Source organism: Mucilaginibacter angelicae (assembly GCF_042434235.1).
Classification (GTDB): Bacteria; Bacteroidota; Bacteroidia; order Sphingobacteriales; family Sphingobacteriaceae; genus Mucilaginibacter; species Mucilaginibacter angelicae.
Map to the genome: position 1 here is coordinate 26854 of NZ_JBHLTS010000021.1, position 23150 is coordinate 50003.

Annotated in this window: 31 protein-coding genes; 26 read left to right on the forward strand and 5 right to left on the reverse strand. The window is 49.5% G+C overall.

The annotated features are described in order from the left end of the window. Positions 1–3: 3 nt before the first annotated feature. Both ACFFGT_RS09880 and ACFFGT_RS09885 read right to left on the reverse strand, forming a co-directional pair. Positions 4–1167 carry a hypothetical protein gene (locus ACFFGT_RS09880; RefSeq protein WP_377022362.1) on the reverse strand — a complete coding sequence of 388 codons (1164 nt, stop codon included), beginning with the start codon at positions 1165–1167 and terminating at the stop codon, positions 4–6. A 629-nt stretch (positions 1168–1796) separates the two neighbouring features. Next, positions 1797–2693 carry a S24 family peptidase gene (locus ACFFGT_RS09885; RefSeq protein ID WP_377022363.1) on the reverse strand — a complete coding sequence of 299 codons (897 nt, stop codon included), beginning with the start codon at positions 2691–2693 and terminating at the stop codon, positions 1797–1799. 89 nt (positions 2694–2782) lie between these two features. Between ACFFGT_RS09885 and ACFFGT_RS09890 the strand changes: the two genes are divergently transcribed. From ACFFGT_RS09890 to ACFFGT_RS09905, 4 genes are all read left to right on the forward strand, one after another. Further along, positions 2783–2941 carry a hypothetical protein gene (locus ACFFGT_RS09890; RefSeq protein WP_377022364.1) on the forward strand — a complete coding sequence of 53 codons (159 nt, stop codon included), beginning with the start codon at positions 2783–2785 and terminating at the stop codon, positions 2939–2941. 11 nt (positions 2942–2952) lie between these two features. Continuing rightward, complete coding sequence (locus ACFFGT_RS09895) at positions 2953–3261, forward strand: hypothetical protein (RefSeq protein WP_377022365.1); 309 nt, start codon at positions 2953–2955, stop codon at positions 3259–3261. Positions 3262–3506: 245 nt separating this feature from the next. Beyond that, positions 3507–3818, forward strand: a complete 312-nt coding sequence (locus ACFFGT_RS09900) for a hypothetical protein (RefSeq protein WP_147446054.1) — start codon at positions 3507–3509, stop codon at positions 3816–3818. Positions 3819–3940: 122 nt separating this feature from the next. Next, complete coding sequence (locus ACFFGT_RS09905; protein ID WP_377022366.1) at positions 3941–4186, forward strand: hypothetical protein; 246 nt, start codon at positions 3941–3943, stop codon at positions 4184–4186. Between the two features lie 15 nt (positions 4187–4201). Here ACFFGT_RS09905 and ACFFGT_RS09910 read toward each other — a convergent pair whose 3' ends face one another. Then, positions 4202–4714 carry a hypothetical protein gene (locus tag ACFFGT_RS09910; protein ID WP_121230663.1) on the reverse strand — a complete coding sequence of 171 codons (513 nt, stop codon included), beginning with the start codon at positions 4712–4714 and terminating at the stop codon, positions 4202–4204. A gap of 112 nt (positions 4715–4826) precedes the next feature. Further along, positions 4827–5021 carry a hypothetical protein gene (locus ACFFGT_RS09915; RefSeq protein ID WP_377022367.1) on the reverse strand — a complete coding sequence of 65 codons (195 nt, stop codon included), beginning with the start codon at positions 5019–5021 and terminating at the stop codon, positions 4827–4829. Positions 5022–5718: 697 nt separating this feature from the next. On the opposite strand from ACFFGT_RS09915, the gene ACFFGT_RS09920 reads away from it, so the two are divergent. The 21 genes from ACFFGT_RS09920 to ACFFGT_RS10020 all read left to right on the forward strand — a co-directional run bounded on the left by ACFFGT_RS09920 (position 5719) and on the right by ACFFGT_RS10020 (position 20560). Next, complete coding sequence (locus ACFFGT_RS09920) at positions 5719–6264, forward strand: phage holin family protein (RefSeq protein WP_377022368.1); 546 nt, start codon at positions 5719–5721, stop codon at positions 6262–6264. Next, positions 6255–6731, forward strand: a complete 477-nt coding sequence (locus tag ACFFGT_RS09925; RefSeq protein ID WP_377022369.1) for a lysozyme — start codon at positions 6255–6257, stop codon at positions 6729–6731. Before ACFFGT_RS09920 ends, ACFFGT_RS09925 begins: the two co-directional genes overlap by 10 nt. Positions 6732–6735: 4 nt before the next feature. Further along, positions 6736–7215: a hypothetical protein gene (locus tag ACFFGT_RS09930; RefSeq protein ID WP_377022370.1), complete on the forward strand. Its 480-nt coding sequence runs from the start codon at positions 6736–6738 to the stop codon at positions 7213–7215. Positions 7216–7225: 10 nt separating this feature from the next. Next, the gene (locus ACFFGT_RS09935) at positions 7226–7603 is read left to right on the forward strand and encodes a hypothetical protein (RefSeq protein ID WP_377022371.1); all 378 of its coding nucleotides are present in this window, start codon (positions 7226–7228) and stop codon (positions 7601–7603) included. After that, positions 7600–8796 (forward strand): DUF2586 family protein, encoded by a 1197-nt coding sequence (locus ACFFGT_RS09940; protein ID WP_377022372.1) that lies wholly within the window; start codon positions 7600–7602, stop codon positions 8794–8796. Before ACFFGT_RS09935 ends, ACFFGT_RS09940 begins: the two co-directional genes overlap by 4 nt. Before the next feature lie 2 nt (positions 8797–8798). Further along, positions 8799–9233, forward strand: coding sequence for a hypothetical protein (locus ACFFGT_RS09945; RefSeq protein ID WP_377022373.1), 435 nt, complete (start codon positions 8799–8801; stop codon positions 9231–9233). A 33-nt stretch (positions 9234–9266) separates the two neighbouring features. Next, positions 9267–9653 carry a hypothetical protein gene (locus ACFFGT_RS09950; RefSeq protein WP_377022374.1) on the forward strand — a complete coding sequence of 129 codons (387 nt, stop codon included), beginning with the start codon at positions 9267–9269 and terminating at the stop codon, positions 9651–9653. 156 nt (positions 9654–9809) lie between these two features. Continuing rightward, positions 9810–11627, forward strand: a complete 1818-nt coding sequence (locus tag ACFFGT_RS09955) for a tape measure protein (RefSeq protein ID WP_377022375.1) — start codon at positions 9810–9812, stop codon at positions 11625–11627. A gap of 8 nt (positions 11628–11635) precedes the next feature. Further along, entirely contained in the window at positions 11636–12244 is a 609-nt protein-coding gene (locus tag ACFFGT_RS09960; protein ID WP_377022376.1) for a DUF6046 domain-containing protein, read from the forward strand. Next, a complete protein-coding gene (locus ACFFGT_RS09965) occupies positions 12244–13350 on the forward strand; it encodes a hypothetical protein (protein ID WP_377022377.1) in 1107 nt (368 codons plus the stop codon). Before ACFFGT_RS09960 ends, ACFFGT_RS09965 begins: the two co-directional genes overlap by 1 nt. Beyond that, entirely contained in the window at positions 13347–13808 is a 462-nt protein-coding gene (locus tag ACFFGT_RS09970; RefSeq protein ID WP_377022378.1) for a hypothetical protein, read from the forward strand. Before ACFFGT_RS09965 ends, ACFFGT_RS09970 begins: the two co-directional genes overlap by 4 nt. Next, on the forward strand, positions 13805–14023 hold the full coding sequence (locus ACFFGT_RS09975; RefSeq protein WP_377022379.1) for a hypothetical protein: 219 nt from the start codon (positions 13805–13807) through the stop codon (positions 14021–14023). Before ACFFGT_RS09970 ends, ACFFGT_RS09975 begins: the two co-directional genes overlap by 4 nt. Further along, complete coding sequence (locus ACFFGT_RS09980; protein ID WP_121230637.1) at positions 14020–14316, forward strand: hypothetical protein; 297 nt, start codon at positions 14020–14022, stop codon at positions 14314–14316. Before ACFFGT_RS09975 ends, ACFFGT_RS09980 begins: the two co-directional genes overlap by 4 nt. Further along, positions 14306–14596, forward strand: a complete 291-nt coding sequence (locus ACFFGT_RS09985) for a hypothetical protein (protein ID WP_377022380.1) — start codon at positions 14306–14308, stop codon at positions 14594–14596. The genes ACFFGT_RS09980 and ACFFGT_RS09985 overlap by 11 nt, the downstream gene beginning before the upstream one ends. Before the next feature lies 1 nt (position 14597). Further along, on the forward strand, positions 14598–15428 hold the full coding sequence (locus ACFFGT_RS09990) for a hypothetical protein (RefSeq protein ID WP_377022381.1): 831 nt from the start codon (positions 14598–14600) through the stop codon (positions 15426–15428). Beyond that, positions 15421–15909 (forward strand): hypothetical protein, encoded by a 489-nt coding sequence (locus ACFFGT_RS09995; protein WP_121230631.1) that lies wholly within the window; start codon positions 15421–15423, stop codon positions 15907–15909. The genes ACFFGT_RS09990 and ACFFGT_RS09995 overlap by 8 nt, the downstream gene beginning before the upstream one ends. Next, on the forward strand, positions 15906–16706 hold the full coding sequence (locus ACFFGT_RS10000) for a hypothetical protein (RefSeq protein ID WP_377022382.1): 801 nt from the start codon (positions 15906–15908) through the stop codon (positions 16704–16706). Before ACFFGT_RS09995 ends, ACFFGT_RS10000 begins: the two co-directional genes overlap by 4 nt. A 27-nt stretch (positions 16707–16733) precedes the next feature. Further along, on the forward strand, positions 16734–18575 hold the full coding sequence (locus ACFFGT_RS10005; RefSeq protein WP_377022383.1) for a hypothetical protein: 1842 nt from the start codon (positions 16734–16736) through the stop codon (positions 18573–18575). Between the two features lies 1 nt (position 18576). Then, positions 18577–19425 carry a YncE family protein gene (locus ACFFGT_RS10010; protein WP_377022384.1) on the forward strand — a complete coding sequence of 283 codons (849 nt, stop codon included), beginning with the start codon at positions 18577–18579 and terminating at the stop codon, positions 19423–19425. 1 nt (position 19426) lies between these two features. Beyond that, positions 19427–20305: a hypothetical protein gene (locus tag ACFFGT_RS10015; RefSeq protein WP_377022385.1), complete on the forward strand. Its 879-nt coding sequence runs from the start codon at positions 19427–19429 to the stop codon at positions 20303–20305. Positions 20306–20419: 114 nt separating this feature from the next. After that, entirely contained in the window at positions 20420–20560 is a 141-nt protein-coding gene (locus tag ACFFGT_RS10020; RefSeq protein ID WP_377022386.1) for a hypothetical protein, read from the forward strand. 131 nt (positions 20561–20691) lie between these two features. On the opposite strand, the gene ACFFGT_RS10025 is transcribed toward ACFFGT_RS10020, so the two are convergent. Beyond that, on the reverse strand, positions 20692–21072 hold the full coding sequence (locus ACFFGT_RS10025; RefSeq protein WP_377022387.1) for a DNA polymerase Y subunit UmuC family protein: 381 nt from the start codon (positions 21070–21072) through the stop codon (positions 20692–20694). 454 nt (positions 21073–21526) lie between these two features. Here ACFFGT_RS10025 and ACFFGT_RS10030 point away from each other — a divergent pair, with 454 nt between their 5' ends. Continuing rightward, positions 21527–23134 carry a hypothetical protein gene (locus tag ACFFGT_RS10030; RefSeq protein WP_377022388.1) on the forward strand — a complete coding sequence of 536 codons (1608 nt, stop codon included), beginning with the start codon at positions 21527–21529 and terminating at the stop codon, positions 23132–23134. The last annotated feature ends 16 nt before the right edge of the window (positions 23135–23150 follow it).

Below are 23150 nucleotides of genomic sequence, written 5' to 3' on the forward strand. Positions count from 1 at the left end.
AAATTACGCTATTGTCGCCGGTATTTTTTGCCATACCGTCGCAGTTTTCTTGATATATAAATTATTTGTGCCCCAAACCTTTTGCCCGATCACAGCGACCGAATACGTAGTATTAAGCTCTGCTGATGTTTTGTCCCCCGTGGTATCGTCAATACCTGCTAAATACTCATCGAGGATTGCTCCGCCTAAAAATGGGCTTCGCTTCCAGGTATTCACACCAATGCAGTCATACCTGTAATTGGAATCATAAGTAAATTGCCCGGGGGTGCCGTTTGCAGTTGCTGAACCTGAAGACCAGTTTGCCGATGTTAAAGCGCCTGCAGGTGGTATTTGATCTATAAGAGCATAATCGGTATGCACGCCATCTGATTGAACAGTAACTATCTTTTCTCCACTGGAGACCGGAGGTATGGTTTGGGGAAAAGTTCCTATAATTTGAAAGGCATCGAGCGCACCGTCATACATCAGTGATATACAGGCGCCTGCTGTTATATCGTTCGCTGCCAGCGCTGTACTGACATTCTTTTTTATGGGTAAAGCCCCTAACGAATTCAGGTTTAATGTGGCGTGCCCGGTATTCGCATTGGTAAAACGGACGTTGAATGTTGATCCTGTAACGTAGTTGCTTATTGCCGGTGCAACTGCGCCCGTGTAGGTATCTGTTCCGCCTGCTACAACATAGTTTTTACTGCCTGACTGATCCAAATACGCCGAGGAAGCCAAACCCGCCGGCGTTGCAAACTTCGTGTCATTGGTACCGGCGTTTAGTTCCTCGGTTGAAGCTTTTACAACACCAGTCGCGGGATCTGTCCACTGCGTGCTAAAATCAGTGCTGCCTGATTTAGATAATACCTGACCATCGGAGCCTCCCGCAGGAATGCCGGGGCCAGCCGGTCCCTGGGGGCCGGGCTGGCCGGCGCCGTTAGCCAACAGTTCGCCGATTTGGTTCTGTAAGTCGTTGTCGACCGCCGATCTTGTTGATGCTTCGTTATCCACATCACTTACAGATGCCTTTTCTGCCAGGACAGTAGATAGTCCCGCAATTTTTTCAACCGGAATAGTATCTTCATCCTTATGCCAGAATGAGTCTATCCAGGACGCAAACTGACCAGCAGTAGGCTTCGCCCCTCTTGTAAAAAACCCTTTTAATGTTAACCTTGATGCCATTATAGCCTGATAATTTAAATGTTAGAATTTAGAATGCCTTCAAGGCAGTCGTTTTGCCGCAATCGGAGGAAGGAATAAAAGCTTTGGCTACCGCCGGATAAAAACTTGTTTTCCCCAGGCATAGAAATAGAATCGGGTTAAAAGCGAAGACATAGTCCCTTTTTCAATCCTCCGGTGGCAAACGTACCGTGTGATTTCGGTGATAAAAAACAATATTTCAAGGTGATTAACAGCGTCATTGGTAATGATTAATATGATGTCAATCATTCAGACTTCCATTCCATAAGAACCAGATGGATTGCAGACTATAAATATCGGCCAGGATATCGCCTGTACTTCATGTAAAAGCGGGTAGTGCGATTAAGGTTAATTTACCTGGATGGTATGCTTATAAAAAAGACTTTTAGGTTTCTACGAAGCAGATCGCTAAGAAATCGCTTACACCGGATCAACGTCAGCGGGGATGTTGCGGTTAATTCAGGGCAGTTTGATTTAAGCATCAGGGCGTTTTGAATGCTTTTGAGCCGGCTGTTAAAGCTTCCGGCCCATGCAGTCAGTTTTGAAATTTTTTTAAGAAAGTCAGGGGTTTTAAGGATAGTTTATATAATTGCGTTCATCAAGGAGAACTGCTATTTATCCAGCAGGTTTTTTGACTTCAGTACCCTCATGATTTCGGTTAGGTCCGCCTCAAGATTGTTCACACGCTTATACATGTCAGTCGGGTGGCGGAACTTGTTATTGATATGCCCCACCGCAAACCAGATCTCAACCACTTCATCAGGATAGATCTCCTGGTTAGGGTACAGGTTACGGTTGTCCAGAGCATCGGATTTCGCGACAATAAAGCCATATTTCTGGATCCTGTTCAGCAGTCTCTTGATCAGTATGCCCCGGTCCCTGGTTACGATGATGTGTACATGATCTTCTACAATATCCTCAAACTTTTCCACAAAGCGCCCTACGACGATCTCTTTGTTTTCGAGCGTTGGGAACATACTGTCGCCGTCTACCTCGAATGCCCGGTGCGTTCCGTTGTTCAGGTAAGGCAAACTGAAAGAAGTCAGCTTTTCCATATACTCCCGGTCGGCGTATCCCTTGGGATAGCCGGCTGAAGCTCTCAGGGGTACGTACAAAATGGTTTCGTTACCGTCGCTGTCCACGCTGATCACCTGGAGCGGGGAAATCGGGGTAGACTTAGCCTGAAGCTGCATGAAGCTTCCCGGGCGCCTGTTTGTACCGGCGGCCGGAACTGTGGCGGTAACCTTTTGCGCTTCATCAGGGGCTGGTACGGTTCCGTCTTTTTCGTCAAGCAGCATCGCTCCGTCACCGGTGATAAGCCATGTTAGACTAATGTCTAAGTATGCCCTGCAGATCTTTTCCAGTATAGCGCTTCCGATGCCGCCATCCCGTTGTTGAGACTTCTTTATATAGCCATTCCCCAATGATAATTGCTTTTCAGCTTTTGATGGAGCAATCTTTTTGTAGGCTAAAAAAATTAAAAGCCTGTCTATGGGGCTATTAGGCATAATTTGATAATATTATTAGACTTTTGTCGAATTTCATTTGCAAATAATAGACAATAGTCTAATATTTGTATGTGCAAAGGAACATTATTATGAGCAAAAATAAAAATATTAAATCCACTTATATCCAGAAAAACGGTACCGGCACGTTCCCGCAGGCAGGTAAAGCGGGAGATACCTGCTGGGGTAAAGGAAGTGTTGCCCCGGGTGTAGAACCTGCGCTGATCATTACACGCCATCAATCTATTTAACATCCTTGAATATGACACTAAAATTAACCATCCGGCAGGCGGAAGCGTTGCACAACCTTTTCCGGGAGATCGTGAACCAGGATCCTGCCCCTGATATTACCGAAAGCCTGGTAAAAGACCTGCTGAAACAGGTCTTCAGAAAACTGGAGGCGAAACTGGCAGCCAGGCTAAAAGGCGATGGCTATAGTATATCGCTGACCGATATGGAGGCCAAAGCGTACTATCTTTATTTTAACCAGCGTTATCTGGGGGAAGGGTGGAGATACGAACAAACATTCATCAATGATCAGCTCCACCTTTTAAATAAACTTTACGCATGAACAACTTGTAATGGACAGGCAGATGCCGGGAGGAGATCCTGTCCAAAAACAGTAGTTACGAAACAGCAAACGCCGGGAGGCTCCTTGCTGAAACTTGCAAACCTTTTTAAAGTTACCTCCCTGCATCAGGATAATACCATATAAAGATCTTGCTGTCACTTTTAACAGGGTCAGCTTTGAATGACAGGGCCGGGCATTATCGCTGATAATTTTGTTTTTACTTTTATTTTATATCTAAACCAACTATGGCACTCGGTAAACAATTGATTTCCAATATACTTTCGGAACCGTTAAAAAAAGAAGGCGTTAAGCATGTAAAAGGCGTTTTTAAAGCCCGCCGTGATCATGATATTGTATGCCGCCTGTATTTTCATTACAAGATCAAAGGCCTGCAATATGAACGTGCGGTTGAAAAACTGAATACTGAATTTTATCTGGGGGAAACAACAATTTCCCAGATCATTATGCAGGAACGCGACGTCCTCGAAAAGCTTAAATCGGAGGAAGCGGACAGCAAATACCTTCAGAAGCTCCTGCCACATTTCAATTGGTCATAAATATTATACCTGGCGGTGTTACACACAGGCTCCCGCTAAATTGAAGATCCCTCCAGACAAGGCAGCAATTGTCGCAGGCTAAAATTCAAATGGAAACAGACATAAATAAGTAAACTGACAACATGGATATACCACACTACCACGAGGCTTTTGAGTTTATAAATTATTCCGTCGTGGAAGCGCTGGGTTTCAAACAGCCCTGCGCCACCTCTTTTTTTGTAGGAATTCCGGAAATATACCGGCTCGGAAATATAAGCATAGCGTTTACCGCCGGTGATGAAGTCACCGTAACCGTAAGCGATGAAGTGAAAAATATTAAACGAACCACCGAACTGGTGGCGCTCTTAAACAACAAAGCCGCTGGGTAAAGCGGCTTTTTCGTTTCAGGACAATTGCATTGATAATACCATTTCCGGACGTTGACCTGTTTGTCCGACCTGCATGGCGGTATCATCGACGAAGCCAAAGCCGAAACGCAGTGCCCTGACCCGGATATCGGTGCGCTTTCTGCGTTTGTTCCTGGCGCGGACCCTGCTCATGGGGTTGAAATACTGCTGGTCGCACCAGCCGTGCAGCGCCTGATTGATTTTGTGTTCAAGATTAAAATAATCAGTTGCGGTAGATCCGCTGTCCTGTCCCGGCCCCGGTGTCGCCATGGCCAGTAATAATTCAAGTATGGCGTCCCCCTGCTGGATGGATTTCTTGTTGTCGGTATAATTAATATCGATCCGTCCAAGCAAAACGCAGGGAAATAGAACCGGGCTCGCATTTTCTTCGCCCCATTCCAGCTGCCCTATATCCATACCGATAAATTGTAAATCCGGGATCGTGGCAAGCCGTTCCTGTACGCTCAAAAATACATTGGCCAAGATGGCATCTGTTTGTGATGTGCTCATTTATTTGTTTTTTTTAATATGTTGTTAGCCAGTAGCCTATAGCGCTGCAAAAAATCCTTTAAACAGTACTTTATCCGCAATACGGGGCTCTTTGTATTCAAAGATGTCTGTTTTACCGGTTTTCTACCAGTCCCATATTCTGATGATTAACGCGCTGTGCATCATCTCCTGAAACGGCATCTATCATCCTGAAAAAAGAGCAGGCAACCGGAATGTCTGGCTGTATGCTATAGTATTTCCAGCAACAGAAAAGGCGTTCTGTGCCGCTCCTGTAAAAAACAAAGCGGCGAATATTTATAACATCCATTAAGCTTCCTGCGCCCGGCGGCGAGCCTGCGTTTTTGCCATTATGCTTAATCAGGCTGCCCGTTGCCAACCCCGGTTTCGGCCGGTCTTATTGGCCCGTTTAATACGCTATACAATAAAGCAGCGGAGCTCTGCTATTCCCCGGCACTTTGATTATGATTATCCCGGAAAATGCAGCTTCCGGGCAACAGCTATACTCATATACTCCCAGGGGGATCTGCGGGAACCAGAGTGGTCTAGTTATTTAACTGATGCCGGACAGGTGGTCCTGCCGGATAATGAAATCTTCTATTTGAAATTACTAAAAATATTAGTAATTGCCTCATTTTGAGCGCGGTGCTTTTCTTGCTGAAATGAAGGAAAAAACAGATGATTAACGCAGCTTTCATCATTGCTGAAAACGCTGTCAATCAACCGGAAACGCGGTTTTTTATCTCCGAAATACCGCCGTACGTTTGTCATGAAGTCGCTTGGAAAGGTGACGGGAAATAAGAAAAATAACAACCTATAGCGACCGCTTGGGAACTCCGAAAAACAGGGAAAAGCACCAGCTGCTTTATCAAAGGGCCGCCCCCGCAGGGCAGGAGATACCTACCGGTCGTAAGTGTACCCGCGCCTTAATAGTCCCCCGATACGGTCAGGGGCGGCGCGGTTAAAAAAAAAGAAAAATGAAGATCTATATAATAAAAATATGCACTATGATAAGTTCTCTGCTGACGAGAATGCTTGTGACTTTTGACTACGAGGACCTGAGAGCCCTGTTTCAAAGCATTGCTCCCTCCTGTAAGTACAGCTTGACAAGACCGCTGTTGCTGGTAAGCCTGACCTTCCCGGGTCTTTCGGGGCTGGCCTCACTCATTCCGGATATCCCGCTGGCGCTCGGTATCCAAACCGCGGCCCTGATCATGATGCTCATGGCCTTCGTGGTGGAACTGCTGAGCGGCATAGCTGCATCCAGAATAAAAAAGCAACGCTTCAGCAGTTTCCGCCTCTCCCGGTTTTCATTCAAGGTTTTTATATACCTGGTGCTTATCGCGATCCCCTACCACTGGTCGCAGAATTATGCGGCCAAAGGGGAGGCGGTCATGGCAGAGTGCTTTGACTGGCTGCAAAACTTCCTGATCATCCACATCGCGCAGGAAAACATGGTTTCCATACTCGAAAACCTGGCGGTAATTGAAGGCAAGGAAAAATCAGCCTGGATCGAATCCATCAAAACTAAAATAACATCATTATGGCGATAAATAAACACACGCTCAGTGAACGCGGATTAAATATGATCAGGTCGTTCGAGGGCCTGAAATTAACCGCGTATCAGGACGAGGCGGGTAAATGGACGATAGGTTACGGGTGCACTTACTATGCCAACGGCAAGGGGATACAGCCGACGGACCGGCTGCCCAACAAGGAATGTGCTGCGGATCTGCTTTCAGCGGTTTTAAAAGACTTCGAACGGACGGTCAACAGGGTGGTAAGCGCACCCGTCAATCAGAACCAGTACGACGCGCTGGTCTGCTTTCATTACAATACAGGCAGCCTGCCTTCAAGTACCCTGCTGAAAAAGCTGAACAAGGGGGATTATACAGCGGCCGCGGCACAGTTCCTGGCCTGGAACAAGGTCACCGATCCCGGAACCGGAAAGAAAAAAGTCAGCGAAGTGCTGGTTAAAAGGCGTGAAAAAGAAATGAAACTGTTTAACACCCCTGTCTGAATATATGAACAATATTTTAAGAGTTATAGGCGGCCTTTTTGCCGGCCTTTTAATAAAACTGACCGGGCTCACAGCGCTCCGGGTACGCCTGCCCGAAGGCATAGCGATCAGTAACCTGCAAATCGATTATTGTATCACCGTGGTGAATAATATCAAAAATGCCCTGAACAGTGATTTAGCAGCAGAACCAGCTTCGCTGCTCGCCGGCCCCGCTGACGAGAGGATGAGGAAGATGATTGAAGAGGCACTACCGGGCATATTATCCGGGCTCACTTTTACGGCCGATAACCAACCCGCCGGTAATCGTGATCTGCTCAGCGGACCACTTGATAAAATAAAATCCGCGGCTGATGCGGATAAGGATCATCTGTACCATACGCTGGCCGCCAGGCTGATGACGGTTGTCAGTGAAGGCCGGGTGAACTGGAGTGAGGCGGTGAGTATAATCGAAATCTATTTTAAGCAAATATTCAATAAACAATAAACCATATAAAATGAAAATCGAAAAGAACCAAGCGTTCATCAGGGCCCTCAGTGATGCCGGGGTCACGCAAGCTTCGCTCGAAGTGCTGTTTGCGACCCACCCGGAACAGGAAAGCGTCTTTATGACCTCAGACGGGCTGGCCTTTTTCTCTGAAAGCTCCGCCGGTAGTCATTCGCAAAAGCTTGCCTGCACGGATGTTATTGAAGTTACCCGCGGAGAGGCACTAAGCGGGGAAGCTTTAAGGAAAGACCTGGCGAACGAAGCTGCAGGCACAACGGAAGACACTTTAGCGAAGGCTTTTGCCACCGCGGACGATGAAAGAACACCATTTCAAAACAGCCTGATAGAAAAGGCAACCCAATCAATTAAAGGAGATAAAAACAAATGATTCCTGCAGTAAATGTACAACTGGCCAAAGGCCAGATAGGCGGCTCTACCGCAACCAATGACAATGTAACAGGCGTTCTGCTTACCGGTTCCGGAACGGGAACACTACCGCTGCTTACCCCGGTTAAGATTGTAAGCTTAGAGGATGCCGAATCCAGGGGCATAACCGAGGACGCCGAACCGGAGGCCTACCAGTTCGTTCGTGAATTCTACAGTATTGACGGTACGCAGGGATGCCCGGTATACCTGATGCTCGCAGCTGCCGCGACAAGCTTAACGACGCTTTGCGATATTACCGTGGCAAACGGTCTGAAAAAGCTGATCGATTTCGGCGGCGGAGACATCCGGGTAGCTGCCGTTGCACGCACCCCGGTTGTTGGTTATACCCCTACAGTATCCAAATTTATCGACAGCGACGTGATCGCTGCTGTTACGAACGCGAAAGCTTTCGCCCAGGCCATGTTTGCTGCACACAAACCGTTACGTATCCTGCTTGCAGCCCGTGTTAACGATGTGACAAGCAGCACGATTGACAATCCAAATGAACTAACTGCCAATAACGTAGGCCTGGTGATCGGCGGAACCGCGGCAAACGGCGTTACGTCTCTCGGCCTCGTTCTTGGCAGAATCGCGGCTACCGCGCCGCATGTCAATATCGGCAGGGTAAAAGACGGGGACCTCCCGGTTAGTAACTATTTCATCGGAACGCAAAGCATATTGCCCGACCTCGATAATCCCGCCCAGGCTTATTTCAGGCAGCTTGACCAGCTGATCGATGCAGGGTACATTACCGTCAAAAAGTATGATCAGAAGGGCGGTTTGTTTATCAGTAACGACCCGATGGCCAGTCCTGAAACAGATGATTACAACAGCCTTGCATTTGGCCGTGTGATCGACAAGGCCGCGATCGTTGCCTACCAAACTTATGTGAATGAGATCAATGATGACATCGATCTTGATGACAACGGCCAGATTGAACCGGTTGTGCTGAAAGCACTCGAGGCTTCTATGGTAAATGCACTTAACCTGAACATGGCTGAGAGCATGAGCGGCGACCCGGTTGTTTATATAGACGACACCCAGCAGATCACGCAAACCTCGACCCTGCAGGTTGAAATAGGCATCCGCCGTAAAGGATACAGCAAATTAATCAATATCAAACTGGGCTTCAATAACCCGCAAAACAACAACTAAAAATGGCAAATTATGTAAACAGTCAGGAACTGGAATGGAAACACGCGGACCTCAGTTTTCTTGGTGTAACCATCCGCGGACTGCGTGGCTTTAAGTACAAAAAATCTACGGAGAGCGAACACCTCTTCGCTGCCGGTGACCAGCCTGTCGGTATCCAGAGCGGCAATAAAAAAATCGAGGGCAGCATCAAGCTATTGAAATCGGAACTGGACCGTCTCAATAAGGCTGCAAGGACCGCGGGCTACGCTGATTTCAGCGAAGTGCCTTACCAGGTGATCACGGCGACCTTCCATTATAAAGAGGCATTTGGCAGGGAGCAACAGACCGACGTCATAAGCGGTATCAAATTCACGGAATGGGAAAAAGGCATGGAACAGGGCGCCAAGTTGATGGAGATCGATTGCCCCTTCATCGCCTTAAGCTTAAAGTCGGTATAAATTTTTTAACAAGTAAAACAAAAAAATCGAATTGTGAAGACAAAAGATATCATGCCCCGTAATGCGGCTAACGTTACACCCGAATTGCTTGCTGCCTGGAAAAAGGATTATCCCGGTGGCGTTTTTGAACTTGTAGTTCATAGCGGCGAATTTGAAACCATTCACAGTGAAGACAGCAAAGCACCCGTCAGGGTGCCTGTTGTCCGCTATAAAGGTTATATGCGCAAGCCGACCAGGGACGAGATGCGCGAACTGACCTCCAAGCAGACGGACCCGGTTACTTACACGGAGATCGTACTGGATACCCTGTGGCTGGGCGGCGACGAGCAGATCAAAACCGAAGATGAGGCTTTTTACAGCGTTATGCCAACCGTTCAGAGCGTACTGGACATCAAGTCATCGGAACTAAAAAAATTATAGAGGCCGCCCGTGGCGATGTTAGTAGCAACTATCTTGGATTCATCGATACCACGATAGCCTACTATACCACCTATGATCCCTCGACATTGTCTGATGAACGTTGGGCGGAAGTATATAAACAAATAGAACAAATACGAAAAGAAGAAGCGAAACAATATGGCTAACATTATCGAATTTACTGTCCAGATACGTGATATGGCTTCCGGCCCGATGCGATCATTGGCCAATAACGCGAACTCGGTATTCAATAACATCAGTTCCAAGATCAGCCGCGTCAGTGCTCAGGTCCGGCGACTGGATTCGCAGATCCAGGGTTTGACCCGGAGCCGTCAAATCTCGATCGATACCAGTGAGATCAGGAAGGCAAGCCGGCAGCTCTCCGCATTGGAAGCCCAGCGTATCAATCTCTCCAAGACCAAAGATAAAGCAGAAGGCGGCAAAGAAGATAAAAAGGAGAACAAGGTAAAGGACTGGCTCGATAAAGGCATGGGTAAGATGTTCGAATTGGGGAAAGACCTCGTTAAAAAGGGAATGTCCAGACAGAGCGAAGGCGACGCTATAGAAATCATGGGTGGTAAAAAAGGTGGTAAGCTAAAGAACGACCTCAATACATTCGCAGATCGCAACGGGATGGGTGATGATGTATTTAAAGACGGCAGGAAGCTGCTGGCTTCCGGAATAGTACCTGAGAATATCGTACCGGGGCTGAAGATGCTCGGCGATGTGGCATTGGGTGATTCTGAGCGAATGAAAGCGCTTACAGATGTGTTCGCCGAAACGGCGAGTACCGGCAAACTGGCTGCCGGCGACCTCCCTAAATTTATCGACGCAGGTTTTAATCCGCTGCTCGAAATGAGCCGGAAAACGGGCCGAACTACCGCTGAACTCAGGGAAGATGTAGATAAAGGCAAGATCAGTTTCCAGGCGCTTGCAGAAACGCTGCAATACGCTACGGGCCCGATGGGGACATTTCATAATGGAATGCAGCGTATGGGAGAAAGCCCGGCAGGTAAAATAGCGGCGCTTCAGGGAACAATTCAGTCCTTGGGTGTTTCCATTGGAATGGCGTTGTTGCCCGCCCTTGGCTTTGTTGCTGACCTGCTCTCCCGCTTTGCCAGCAACAAGCCGCTTATGTACGAGATTGCAGCCGGGATCGGCGCCATGGCCATTGCCTGGGGCCTATATTCTGCCTGGACGCAGCGCGCGGTAATATGGCAGGCCATACTCGACGGATTGATGCTCTGGCCTATTGTGCTCGTGGGAGTACTGGTAGGCGGGCTCGTATGGCTGATCAGCAATCTGGAAGGTGTAGGTAAAACATTTACATCTATCTGGCAGATCATCAAAAGCGGTTTTGGTTTAGCCAAAGTACTTTTTAGAGAATCATTTCAGGAGTGGGTTTACACATTCGATTTTCTCTATCTCAAGGCCAAAAGTATCTTCCAGTATATCGGCCAGTTGATCAGCAACACCGCCAAGGCTATTGACCTGGCTCTAAACAGAGACTTTTCGGGCGCAAAAAGTGCGCTCACTGCTCATATCAGCACAGATGCAGACAAAGAGATCAGTGCGCTGAACAGGAAACGTGCGGCCCAGCTGGCTGAAAACAGCAGGGAGTTTGCCGGACATTTGCAATCTGCAAAGGCCGGCTGGAACGGGATAGGTATTAAATGGAATAAACGTAAAAACGAAAACGGCAGCTCACCGTCGGATAAGTGGATATCCACGGGAGTAACAACGAACGCTGCGTCAGGACCGGCAGGCACTGTTCCTGCAACGGTCGGCGAGACTTCAAAGGGGATCGGCAGCGGCGGGCAACGCAACCAGGTGATCAATATCGCCAAGCTTGGCGTGGATCAGATCAGCCTGCATGCAGCCAGCGTTACGGAAGGTGCCGCGGAGATCCGGGCCATATTCATCGAAATGTTTAACCAGGTAATTAACAGCGGTAATGCCGCAGTAAACCCTAATTAATATTAACAATGATACAATCAGATACCGTTTTTGACATCGCAGCCATTTTCAGGCAGTTGTACGGCTACAAGCCGGCCCAGATCCCCGAGTTGCCGTCTGCAGCGGCAGAGCGCTCCTATAATTTCAGCCCGCGTGCGCCAATGCTGACGAACCCTTATGGTAATTCCTATTACAGCGGCGAAGATACAATCGGGCGCGAGGTGTTCTGCCCGCTGACCATTATGGTCGGCCAGATTGAATATTTTTTCCCTTATACCGTCATCGGCTTTGAACGTGAAAAAATGATCAAGGAAACAGAAATGTCGGAGGCCGGAGGAACGGCCAAGCAGATCATCAGCATGAAGGACTGGAGCATCTCGGTCAAAGGTTTCGTGATCGGATATCAGGAACAATTACCGGGTGACGAGCTGCAGGCGCTCAAGTATGTGTTTCAGAGCAAAGAGGAGGTTCGGTTGAAATCAGCTTATTCAGACCTTTTTCTTTCCGCAGATGACCGCGTGCTGATCTACAAGCTGTCCATTCCTGAAAAACCAAGGGTGATAGGCGTCCGTGACTTCGCAATGGAAATGAAAAGCGACAGCATTTTAAAATTAACGATCGATTCAAATTCAAAGTAATGGCTTTTGTACTGAACAGCATTATCAAAATAGGCAATTACAGCTTTGCCGGTGGCGTCAACGACCTGGTCATCAAAAAGAACATTCATACGATCGTCGACAGCGCAGTTCTCAAAATACCCGGTGCTGTCCGGATCGTCAGGGAGATCCCTGCCATCAGGGACGCACTTGGTTTCGCGGGGCTGGGAGAACCGGGCAGTGCCGCTAACCGTCGGGCTGAAAGCATCGATATAGCTAAACTGTTCAGGGAGGGTGACCCGGTCAGCATCGACCTTGGGTACAACGGCGTGCTGCAGAACGAGTTCCGGGGCTTTGTCAGACGGGTCAATATTACCACGCCGGTCAGCATTGAAATGGAAGGCTATGCATGGCAGCTCCGCAACAGGAACATACTGGCCAGCTGGAAGAAAACCACGCTACGCGAGGTTCTGGGGCAGGTTATAGCAGGGACAGATATCGTTTTAAGCCCGGACATACCGGACATGCCACTGATCAATTACCGGATACCGAACAGGAACGGGCTCCAGGTGCTGGAGTCCCTGAAGGATCAAATGTTCCTGACGGTTTATTTTGATGATAACGTTCTGTATGCCGGCACGGAGGAAACCAGGACAACAGCGGCCGGGGGTATTACCGAAAGCATGACCAACCTGGAACAGGTGACTTATAAGATAGGCTATAATTGTGCCTCGGATCAGCCAGACCTGAAGATCAGATCAGCTAAGGAAACCAAGGTACTGGTCAGAATAAAACAGCATAGCCGGACCGGGGCTGTCACCACTTATGAGGCTGGAGATCCGGGAGGTGCAGTAGAGGAACGCAATATCCCGTTTACCGGCCACCCGGACAGCCTGGCCTCCCTCGCGAAAAACGGACTTAAGCAACTGAAATATGATGGTTATGAAGGTTCGCTTTCGGGCTTGCTCGAACCCTTTTGCAAACCCGGCTGGAAGGCAGTCATTTTTGATGCCCGGTATGACGGTGGCAGGGCTGGTACCTACTTTATAGAGGGTACCGAGGTTGGTTTCGGGGTTAACGGGGGAGAGCGGAAGGTTCAACTAACCTACCGTTTGTCGGAAGGTTCAACTAACACGGAGGTCAAATGAATGAATTAAATAAACTAAGAAGGTCGTTTGTAAAGCTCGCCCATGCAGGCGGCCCGGTGAGCTTTCATGATGCTGTTGTTGTTGCAGTGGATCAGGACGCTTTTACCTGTGACGTACTGCTGGATGAGGCAGAGGTCTACGGCGTGCGGCTGAGAGCGGTGATGAGTGACAGGAAAAGTATTGATGTGTTGCCGGTCGCGGGCTCTCCGGTAGTGATCGGGAAGCTGGCAGATGATGATTATATCGTGATCGCCTGCGATCAGATCGCCATGTACCGGATAACGACCGGCAACACAGTTCTGCGGGTCGACGCTGAAGGTTTACTGGTCAGTAAGGGCGGAGATACCCTGGGGAAGATCCTGAATGACCTGGTCCGCGGCGTATTAAGTATCGCTGCTCCGAAGGACGTGCCCGCTATAACCGAATTGATTGAACGCATAAATGATCTTTTACCATGAGCCTGGATACACAGGGTTTTAAAGCGGACCTGAAAGAGGTCTATACCCGGACCTATGAGGCTTCCGGGGACAGGGATGCGGCGCTGGACGCTTTTATCGATGCTTTCGCAGATAGGCTGGAAGCTTATATCAGGACAGCCGACATCATATACAACAATGGTTTGACAGCCGGGAGCAACCCGGTAACAGGAACTTTTAACGGGCATTTACAATGATTGATTACCTGATGGATGACAATGACGATCTGCTGATCGTAAACGGCGACTTTGTTCGCGGTGAAAGTAACCAGCAGCAGCAGCGGAAGCTGCTGCTGGCTGAAAAGGGAGAATACCGGCAGGCGCCGCTGGCTACGGTCGGTACGTTCCAGTTTTTGAATGATGAAGGAAGCATCGCCGGTGAGGATTTGCTGCGTGAAATTAGACTTCGCTTCAGTCAGGACGGCGTGGCGATCCAGGGCATGGGATTTGAAAACGGTTTTTTAAATATCAGAGGAGACTATGTCAAATAATAAGATAATCAAGGCAGGTCAGGCACTGGCCGATATCGCCACCCAGTACACGGGGACGGCGGAGAACGTATTTGCGCTTGCTGCCCTGAACGGAATTGGGATAACCGATGCGCTGAAGCCGGGGGCAACGATAGATGCGGGTATGGTAAGTGTATTTGAAGTAGCCAGCTACTTCGCGACCTACGGGATCAGTCCCGCTTCGTCGGTCGCTGATGTACAGGTGCTTGCCCCCGGCGGGATAGAGTATTGGATAATTGAATACGATTTTATAGTAAGTTAATATGGCACAAACAATAGATTACTGGAACGGCCAGATCATCAGCAAGGTAAACAGCGATGAAACACTGGCGGCACTGGACCACACCAGCGCGGTGGCTGATTTTAAATTATGGGCTTACATCGTGGCCTTCGTCGCATGGACGGTCGATGTGCTTTTTGATCTGCGCGCTGCCGAGATCAGCGACACGCTGGCCACCAAAAAACCGCATACGCTGAACTGGTACCGGGAACTGGCGCTGCGCTTTCAATATGGGCAGGCGCTCCGGCAGGATACGGATCAGTACCTGAATACCGGCCTGAGCGACACGCAGGTAGCCGCCCAGAAAATTATCAGTCAGGCGGCGGTTACAGAAAATACCGATGGCTCCGTCAGGATGAAAGTAGTGAAACAGGCAGGAGGCGACTACGGGCAGCTTTCCGATGAGGAAAAGCTTGCGTTCAGTGCCTATGTATTCGATACCAAGGATGCCGGCGTGCGTGTTCACGTGGAAAGCCTGCCCCCTGATGATCTTAAACTGGTACTGGATGTTTACTATGATCCGCTGGTACTCGACAGTACAGGAAGCCGCATCGATGGTAACGGGGACACACCGGTGATTGACGCGGTCAACGCCTACCTGAAAAATCTGCGGTTCAACGGAGAATTTGCCAAGACACGGCTGATGGACCAGCTGCAGGCTGTGGAAGGCGTCGAGCTGGTGGGGATCCTGAGCGCACAGTCGCGATATGGTGTCCGCCCTTTTTCTGAGATCCAGGAGCGGCTCATACCGGATGCCGGTTACCTGAGGGTCATCGGGGATGGTTTCACCATAAATTATTACCCATATGCCTGATTATGATAAGCTTTTCAATATCGGCTATGACAGGCTGATCATGGAATCCATACCCGGCTTCAAACGAAAACCGGTGACCTTCGCCTGGTTGCGCGCACTGTGCAGCCCCTTTATACTGCTTTATAACCGGTTACAGGTACGCCGGGCGGCAGATTTATATAACCTCGTGCATGATGGCAGGGTATTCAGTCTCCGGGCTGTGCTCAATGACCGTTTTGATACTGTCGGGCGGCGGATCTCCATCGCTGACGCATTTGCCTTTGACCGGACCTTTATTTTCAGGACTGATGAGAACAAACCTTTGTACACCGGTACAGTAGCGCTTCACAATCCCGGGGATTACGGCGATACAGGCGTTGACTTTATCGTGAACGTACCCTCCTCGGTTCCCCTCAGCGCGCAGGACCTGGTAGAGATGAACGCGCTGGTCAAATACTATAAACTGGCAGGAAAACGATTTTTAATATACAGAACGATATGAACAGATATGATTTTACACAGCCTGGCGGTTTTCCGTTCGACCAGGGTGTTCTTCAATTCATGCAGGATTGCATCAATACCGCGGCTTCGGCTGCAAACCTTTCGGGACCAATGTCGATCTTATCCGGCTGCGTGGTCAGCGGCGGGTCGGTCAGTAACGGCGTAGTGGTCATTAACGGGGAGATCCTGCCTTTTACGGGCGGTGTCACACAGGCCAAGGTTATCATTACGGAAGAAGCCACCGCGCTGGCTTTCGAGGATAATGTCTCCCGGACGGTGAAGTTTGTCCGTACAGCTAAATTCGGCGATAACGGTGTAAGCAGTTATCTATGGTCAGACTTTAAGCGGAACACAGCAGAAGGTGTGCTGGCCCGGCTGGACCGGATCGAAAAACTGACCGCACCTTTTAAGAACGGCGGAGGCGCGTGGTGGTGGACGGGAGGGGTCAGCAATATCCCGGCTGGCTGGCGGGAGGTTCCCGGCTGGCGCGGACGGTTCCCGGTACATTTTAACCCTGACGATCCTGATTTTGCTGAAGGAACGACCGGTGGTGCAAAAGGAGTGACCATGACCAGTGGCAACCTGATCGAACACGACCACGAGCAGTATGTTTCCGTGACAGACACCACCGGTATCCAGGTTGAAGCGAACCATATCGATGGCGGAAGCGGACGGGGATTGTGGGCAAAGCTATTTGGCAGAACGAAAACAACAGGGAGCGGCACTCCTGATCCGATGAATATTTTAAATCCCTATAAAACAGGTTGCTGGATCGAACCTTTGCCAGGGACATTCTAAATTTTGGACATTTAAACTATCATAAAAATGGCATCAAGGCTATCATTAAAATCATTTTTTTCAAGAGGGGCAAAACCCACGGCAGGTCAGTTTGCATCCTGGATTGATTCATTCTGGCATAAGGATGAAGACACCATCCCTGTCGACAAAATAGCCGGACTTTCCTCTGCATTGGCAAGCAAAGCATCTACTAACGATGTAGATAACGAAGCGGCTACCCGTTCTGCTATTGACAATGAATTACAGGGACAGATCGACGAACTTGCAGCAAAAGGGGACGGCATCCCGGCAGGCGGAACGGCCGGCCAGGTACTGGCGAAAGCCGGTACCGCGGAAGGAGAGGTCGCGTGGCGCAGCGTCGAAGACGTCGGCGCTTTAACCGAATACTGGCCGAATATGCCGGTTAACAATATTAAATCAGCCCAGGTCTACGGCTCGGATATTACTGCTGCAAATCACGGGGGCGGGGTTTACTATGAGGGCTACAGCTCGCTGTTCTGTAGCAAGGCCGGAGGCATTTGGAATTTTTTCAACCTTGCCGAAAACAATGTCAACAGTTTTCAGGTCCTCAAACGATTCTACGCTAATGCGCCGCTGATGGCTAACCGGAACACCGGTTTTCTGGTAGAGGTCGGCTTTAACGATTTTAAAGGCGGCGACCTGGTGAAAAGCACCAATAAAGTGCGGGGCACGCTTGGTTCCCTGCTGGCCGGCGCGTTTATGGAAGAAGTGTATCCCGCGAATAATTTAAATGCAGGCTCTAAAACAGGTACCTGGGTAGATGAAAACATGAGCGGAAGGGGGAGTAAGGCTGCTACGCTTAGTTCTTTTACGAACCCTTCCGCTATTTCTTCCAGTGTCAGCGGAAGTTCAATGGTTATCGTACAGCGCTCCAACCGCTACACGATGGTCATCGGGACTTATGGCTGCGCCAATCCCGGGGAACTCGGCGGTTTCACGGTTTCCTACCAGGGTAACGTCATTTATACCTATGATCCGGTCGGTAAAACGAACGGCGTAACCGATAACACCTTTGCCGATAACTCGCTGACACCGCAGGTGGTACTGATCTCGGATTTTTACGTGAATGATGTGGGGGCGCTGGCGATAACGACCACCAGCAACAATAAAACGATCATTGATTATATCGGCTGGCTGGGGCCGGCCAGTATTTATCCGCCCGCATTCATACTGAGCTGCCCCGAAGCTTCGGATGCGCAATATCAGGCAGATCCTGCCAACAGAAGCCGTGCCAATACGGCCGCCATGACGGCTGCGATCAAGGAAACCGTACTGCAGTTTCCAGGCTATCCGGTTACGGTCGTCGATTTCAATGAACTATATGATCCCAATGACCCGGCTGATTCCGATGACGGAATACATCCCAACAGGGGAGGGCATATCAAGGTCTCGGAAAGCATCCTGAAAAAATCGGCGACCGGGCAGATCGGTTATGCGGTTCCCGTGATCCTTAGTGGTGAAAAAGTGGTGTCGGTTACCAACCAGGGGCCTGAAGCCCATTATGATCTCGTGGAGATCATGATATCCAACAGCGCATTAACTTCAGCTGATTTTTCTTCCGGTATTGCCAGCGTACCAGGCAAACCGGGCCAGCAAAGCGCCGACGACCAGTATGTCTATTATTGCGTAGGGATCAACCAGTGGCGAAGAACGGCACAGACGGCCGCTACTGTGCAGGATTATTATCTGGCGACCGGGATCGACGACAGTGCCGGTGCCCGGACATCGAGTCAGCTCAATTCAGCTTATCCTTCCGCTGCGATATTTCAGCATGTGCGCGGCCTTGATTATGTCTATGAAAAAATAGACGCATCGAACTGGATCAAATACCCCATAAGCATCGCCTGATATGAGTCACTTATTAAAAAATGACTCCGCTGTTCTCTTGAGCAGCGGAGCCCCCCTGCACCTCAGAGACAGGATGAACTGGGATGTTGTAACGTTGCCGCTGCCCGGCGGTGTCCAGATATACACCATAGGAATGCTTTTGGACCGGGAAAAGAGGCGTCTTTTTGTCGGGACCTTTCCGACAAATAAAATAATTGTCTATAACGCGGATACGCTGGAGATCGATACGGTCATTGATCTCAATGGCAGGAATTTTACGGATATCAGACTGGACGCGGTCAACAACCGCTACCTGATGTTTTCCACATTCAATGGTTTTTATCCTATCGACCGGGATACGCTGCAAATCGGAGACCTGATGCCGGGCGGCGGCACCCGCTCGTTCGAGCTTGACAGGGACAGGAACCAGGTAATTACAGCTGATCTTACAGGTGCATTGTGCATTCTGGGCCTCCCTGACTTTAATATGAAATACAAATTTTACAGTAGCCTGACATTCGTAGTGCGGATGATAAAAGCGGATCCGGCAAACCCGGAAGAGTTCTACATCATTACGACCACGGGGCCGCTTATGAAGTTGAACGCAGCCACACTGGCGATACGGACCATTCAGCTGCCTTACGGTATTTATGACATTGCTTTCGATCCTTCGCCGGAAACCAACCGGATCTACGCGTCCGGTAACAGCGGAGGGGGACTAAGCGCTTTCGATGCCAATACGTGGGCGCTTTTAAGCGACAATCTGGGGTGGCAGGATACTTTTATCGCTTTTGATAATTCCCCGGACCGGGTACGCTATTTTACAGGCGGCGGATACCTGCCGCAGGCACTTACCAAAATAACAACTTAATATGTTAAAAGAGATTCGAATTAACGGAGCCAGTATCAGGACAGGCTCGTCCAACATCCTGGGGGCGAAGGGCTCAACTTATTATATCGGTAACGTCCCCCCTTTTGACGGTTTATCGGCCCGGTTTACCAGCCCGCGATCGATGTTCAATGATGTGGCGGCTAATGACCGTTTGCTGATGTCTACTTATCCCGATGGCAGGATAGTAATTTTCAACACCAGGTCCGGCGCTTTTTCGGGGGAAATAGCTGTTCCCGGAAACTTTGATATCATCGACATGAAATGGGACGGAATTAATAACGACCGGATTTTGTGTTATTCAAGGGGGGCGAACGGGGTTTACCCGCTGTCTTATCCCGGCCTGGTGTTTGGGGCGCTGATCCCTGTCCCTTCTATAGGATATGGTTATGGCATCGAAGCCGACGCGGTCAGGAACCGCTGGGCACTGATCGACCAGAACAAGAACTTACAGATCATCGATGTGCCGTCGCAGGATGTTGTCAAAGTACTTAACGACAGCGTATGTACAGATATCAGGCTGATCAGACTGGATCCTTTTAACCCTGACAGGCTTTATATACTGAAAAGCAGTACCACACTGGGCATCGTTAACTTGTCTGATTTCACAACCAGCACCATCGAATTGCGTAATTCGGCTATTGATATCGGAAAGAACCCAGATCCGGCCCGGCGTGAGTTATACACTTCCGGAGATGTGCTTACTTTTTACAATGGCGATACTTTGGCATTTATCAGGTCCACCGACCCTCAGGAGATACCTTCCGATTATACGGTTATCTTAAACCCGGATCCACTGTCGGAACGGTACTGGACGGCAGGCGGCTGGCCATTCATGGTCCACAGGTTGATGAGGTTCTGACATTCCGGCAGGATCAACATATAGCGGTTTGCAGATGTTGGCCCTGTGGAAGGCCGGTTCAACCCGCTCTTTGCCCCGGATCTTCTTACCCGCCTTTTAGGAGGGCTTTGAAGCATGCATTCCGCTTCGCCGGAGCTGGTGCCGCAATTGATTTCAATGGAGTTTCATGTTGGTGTGAGTATGCCTGAGCCGCCGCAAAACGGGGACAGGCATGCTCAGCAAAGGGCCGATAGTCCGGAATCCCAGTTTTTGTAAACGTTCCAGGACTTCAGGATCCAGGCGTAAAGCAACAGGTGGTAAACCCGAAATGGTCTCCGCTTCTTTACCGCTTTCTGCGATTGACTGCCCAGGCTGTACCGATTGTATCGGCTATAGTTGCGCGGGCGTCAAAGCCCGCGTTGTGTAATTTCAAAATAATTTCCTTCGGATAATCCCGCTCGCTGCCCCAGAGATGGGCGCAGCTTGAAATATCGAGGATCAGGCCGTCCGGCAGGAGTATAGCGGATGCACCATAGCCCAATCAGCCGTAATAATTTGGCGGCCCTGCCCGGTATATCATCGATCGCGAGGAGTTCCGGTACCGCCGCCCTGGCCATGCCGGCAAAATCGCCCTGCTGTTCAGCGGCCGGGCTGGAGGCGGTAATGATGACCCGGTTTTTGACCTGGGCGGCTATTACAAAAGGCAGCTCCTGCAATTCGCCCCGTCGAAGCAGCAGCCCGTCGGTCGGCAAATGCCGGAACACGATGGTCATATAACGCTTTTTCATGGCTCAGCCTACCTGTCTTTCTTCCCGGATCACGATATTTTCAACCGGTACGAAACGGCCTTCCCGCATGTTTCCCGGATACTTTGAGATAATGCCTGTGTACTTTTCAGGAAGTACTGATTATTATGCCGGGTATTTATACGGGTTTATAATAAATTAAAAACCCGTATAAAAATTATAATAAATTAATTAAAAATATTTTTTCTTTTAGATTTAAAATTTAATTTAATTATCGGGTTGATTAAAAAGAACGGCTCCTGACGCTTGAAAATACCGGTCGTTCTGTCCGCGGTGCCTTGCTGATCTGTCAGGGATTTTTCGGTGAACTTAAAAAAATTAACAAGTGTGTATATAATATTATGAAAAACGCCGTTATGATATCATAAAGTGATTGAATAATAATTACCTTTAACCAAACCTTATTACGAATAACAAACCAATCTACCTGTTACCTATGCCTAATACTACCTGTCTATCCGGACCGGCGTTTTCCCTGAACGGAAATGTCTCGTTCGCTTCCCGTGCGGTCAGTTTCCAGTTGTCTTTCGACAGCGTGGAGGACCAGCAAACTGTAAAAGCTTATGAATGGTACCTGGACGGTAATATCGTCATAGGGGTTGAAGGGCCTGCCCTGGAGGGCAATATCAGCTGCGGCAACCATTCGGTCGGAGCGAGGATCTTGGCACAGGACGGCTGGAGCGGGCTGAAATACCTGGCGTTCAGTACCTGCCAGGCTGTTTCCGCGGTGATCACGGGGCCTGTGAATGTTACGGAAGGCGGCAGTGCGGTTTACCAGGTCATTGCCACACTGGCCGATCATACTACGGAAGACGTGACCGGCGATTATACCTTTTCGAGCACGGACGGGACTTTTGCCGGAGCGGTGTTCACGCCGGGCATCAATGATACAGGCCTGGCCAACAGGCCGGCTACGATCACAGCGACAGGACCTTCCGGAACGCTCAGCAAGCCGATCACGATCCAGGACCCGGCAATTGCGCCCGGTGTGCTGGTTATCGACCTGTTCAATAATACAGGGCTGGATGTGATCGCCCTGATCGATAATGCCGAGGTCCCGGGGAACCATGTGCCTGCTTATACCGGCAGCAATATTATACCTGCTTCTTCTGTGCCCGCGGAAGCGCTGGTGCTTGCCTCCGACCTGATCGGTCAGGATACGCTGAACTGGCGGTTTGAATTCAATTTGGAAAAATTGCTGGCGGAATACCCGGCGAGTACCTCATTCACTCTTTACATCAAAGGCAGGGGAAGCGCCCCACAAACCCTGAATGGTGCGTTCTCGGTTAAAACTGCAGCAGCGGAGATGGTGCTTTCGGGCAGCCCCGGCAGCTACATTCCCGGTGTGAACGGGGGCGGGACGTTTCGCGATATCGTCAATTTCAGCAGTGAACTGGTCGGCGGGGCCAACGGCAGCCACGCAGAAGGGGATCTCACCACGATCATTAAGTTCGTATATGATGTCGCAAGCCGTACTTTATCTTATACCGTCCGCGGGCCCGTGCAGCTGAGTGATTTTGATTATATGTCCGTCCGCTATCACTGGGATACAGGGGCGGGTACCGACCTAGATATCCTGGTAGGCTTCGAGAACAACGGGACTTCGGTGGATGACCATTATGTCGGTTTCGGACAGGACAGCATTACCATACCCGCTAATGCCTCCCCGGAAGGGGAATCTTACCTGTGGTGGGGGCTGGATAACCGGGGCGATTCAGGTTACGAAGCGGCATTGATCGGGATAAAAAAGTTTGTGGCGGATTTCCCTGCGTCCTCCGATGTCGTTGAAGTAGGCATTTATGCCGTCTGGTACGGGCAGCCTGTCACTGGTAATTTTACTGTTCAGCTGAACACCTATAAAGATGGTTCCATGGGACAGTCCGGGACCGATTTTGTCAATACCGGCGGTGAACTGGTATTCTCGGATACTTACTCCGTGACTACCCAGGTACATAATATTGCCCATTCACCCCCAAGTGCTTATAAAGTCGGGGTGCTAAAATATAATAAAACGACACAGACGGCGGTGATCGATATTAACTGATACAATATTTCTTTTA

What these genes read in the sequence shown, in the direction of transcription:
- ACFFGT_RS09880 (WP_377022362.1), bottom strand. Translation starts at nt 1,167, where the DNA reads ATGGCATCAAGGTTAACATTAAAAGGGTTTTTTACAAGAGGGGCGAAG.
- ACFFGT_RS09885 (WP_377022363.1), bottom strand. Translation starts at nt 2,693, where the DNA reads ATGCCTAATAGCCCCATAGACAGGCTTTTAATTTTTTTAGCCTACAAA.
- ACFFGT_RS09890 (WP_377022364.1), top strand. Translation starts at nt 2,783, where the DNA reads ATGAGCAAAAATAAAAATATTAAATCCACTTATATCCAGAAAAACGGT.
- ACFFGT_RS09895 (WP_377022365.1), top strand. Translation starts at nt 2,953, where the DNA reads ATGACACTAAAATTAACCATCCGGCAGGCGGAAGCGTTGCACAACCTT.
- ACFFGT_RS09900 (WP_147446054.1), top strand. Translation starts at nt 3,507, where the DNA reads ATGGCACTCGGTAAACAATTGATTTCCAATATACTTTCGGAACCGTTA.
- ACFFGT_RS09905 (WP_377022366.1), top strand. Translation starts at nt 3,941, where the DNA reads ATGGATATACCACACTACCACGAGGCTTTTGAGTTTATAAATTATTCC.
- ACFFGT_RS09910 (WP_121230663.1), bottom strand. Translation starts at nt 4,714, where the DNA reads ATGAGCACATCACAAACAGATGCCATCTTGGCCAATGTATTTTTGAGC.
- ACFFGT_RS09915 (WP_377022367.1), bottom strand. Translation starts at nt 5,021, where the DNA reads ATGGATGTTATAAATATTCGCCGCTTTGTTTTTTACAGGAGCGGCACA.
- ACFFGT_RS09920 (WP_377022368.1), top strand. Translation starts at nt 5,719, where the DNA reads ATGATAAGTTCTCTGCTGACGAGAATGCTTGTGACTTTTGACTACGAG.
- ACFFGT_RS09925 (WP_377022369.1), top strand. Translation starts at nt 6,255, where the DNA reads ATGGCGATAAATAAACACACGCTCAGTGAACGCGGATTAAATATGATC.
- ACFFGT_RS09930 (WP_377022370.1), top strand. Translation starts at nt 6,736, where the DNA reads ATGAACAATATTTTAAGAGTTATAGGCGGCCTTTTTGCCGGCCTTTTA.
- ACFFGT_RS09935 (WP_377022371.1), top strand. Translation starts at nt 7,226, where the DNA reads ATGAAAATCGAAAAGAACCAAGCGTTCATCAGGGCCCTCAGTGATGCC.
- ACFFGT_RS09940 (WP_377022372.1), top strand. Translation starts at nt 7,600, where the DNA reads ATGATTCCTGCAGTAAATGTACAACTGGCCAAAGGCCAGATAGGCGGC.
- ACFFGT_RS09945 (WP_377022373.1), top strand. Translation starts at nt 8,799, where the DNA reads ATGGCAAATTATGTAAACAGTCAGGAACTGGAATGGAAACACGCGGAC.
- ACFFGT_RS09955 (WP_377022375.1), top strand. Translation starts at nt 9,810, where the DNA reads ATGGCTAACATTATCGAATTTACTGTCCAGATACGTGATATGGCTTCC.
- ACFFGT_RS09960 (WP_377022376.1), top strand. Translation starts at nt 11,636, where the DNA reads ATGATACAATCAGATACCGTTTTTGACATCGCAGCCATTTTCAGGCAG.
- ACFFGT_RS09965 (WP_377022377.1), top strand. Translation starts at nt 12,244, where the DNA reads ATGGCTTTTGTACTGAACAGCATTATCAAAATAGGCAATTACAGCTTT.
- ACFFGT_RS09970 (WP_377022378.1), top strand. Translation starts at nt 13,347, where the DNA reads ATGAATGAATTAAATAAACTAAGAAGGTCGTTTGTAAAGCTCGCCCAT.
- ACFFGT_RS09975 (WP_377022379.1), top strand. Translation starts at nt 13,805, where the DNA reads ATGAGCCTGGATACACAGGGTTTTAAAGCGGACCTGAAAGAGGTCTAT.
- ACFFGT_RS09980 (WP_121230637.1), top strand. Translation starts at nt 14,020, where the DNA reads ATGATTGATTACCTGATGGATGACAATGACGATCTGCTGATCGTAAAC.
- ACFFGT_RS09985 (WP_377022380.1), top strand. Translation starts at nt 14,306, where the DNA reads ATGTCAAATAATAAGATAATCAAGGCAGGTCAGGCACTGGCCGATATC.
- ACFFGT_RS09990 (WP_377022381.1), top strand. Translation starts at nt 14,598, where the DNA reads ATGGCACAAACAATAGATTACTGGAACGGCCAGATCATCAGCAAGGTA.
- ACFFGT_RS09995 (WP_121230631.1), top strand. Translation starts at nt 15,421, where the DNA reads ATGCCTGATTATGATAAGCTTTTCAATATCGGCTATGACAGGCTGATC.
- ACFFGT_RS10000 (WP_377022382.1), top strand. Translation starts at nt 15,906, where the DNA reads ATGAACAGATATGATTTTACACAGCCTGGCGGTTTTCCGTTCGACCAG.
- ACFFGT_RS10005 (WP_377022383.1), top strand. Translation starts at nt 16,734, where the DNA reads ATGGCATCAAGGCTATCATTAAAATCATTTTTTTCAAGAGGGGCAAAA.
- ACFFGT_RS10010 (WP_377022384.1), top strand. Translation starts at nt 18,577, where the DNA reads ATGAGTCACTTATTAAAAAATGACTCCGCTGTTCTCTTGAGCAGCGGA.
- ACFFGT_RS10015 (WP_377022385.1), top strand. Translation starts at nt 19,427, where the DNA reads ATGTTAAAAGAGATTCGAATTAACGGAGCCAGTATCAGGACAGGCTCG.
- ACFFGT_RS10020 (WP_377022386.1), top strand. Translation starts at nt 20,420, where the DNA reads ATGCATTCCGCTTCGCCGGAGCTGGTGCCGCAATTGATTTCAATGGAG.
- ACFFGT_RS10025 (WP_377022387.1), bottom strand. Translation starts at nt 21,072, where the DNA reads ATGAAAAAGCGTTATATGACCATCGTGTTCCGGCATTTGCCGACCGAC.
- ACFFGT_RS10030 (WP_377022388.1), top strand. Translation starts at nt 21,527, where the DNA reads ATGCCTAATACTACCTGTCTATCCGGACCGGCGTTTTCCCTGAACGGA.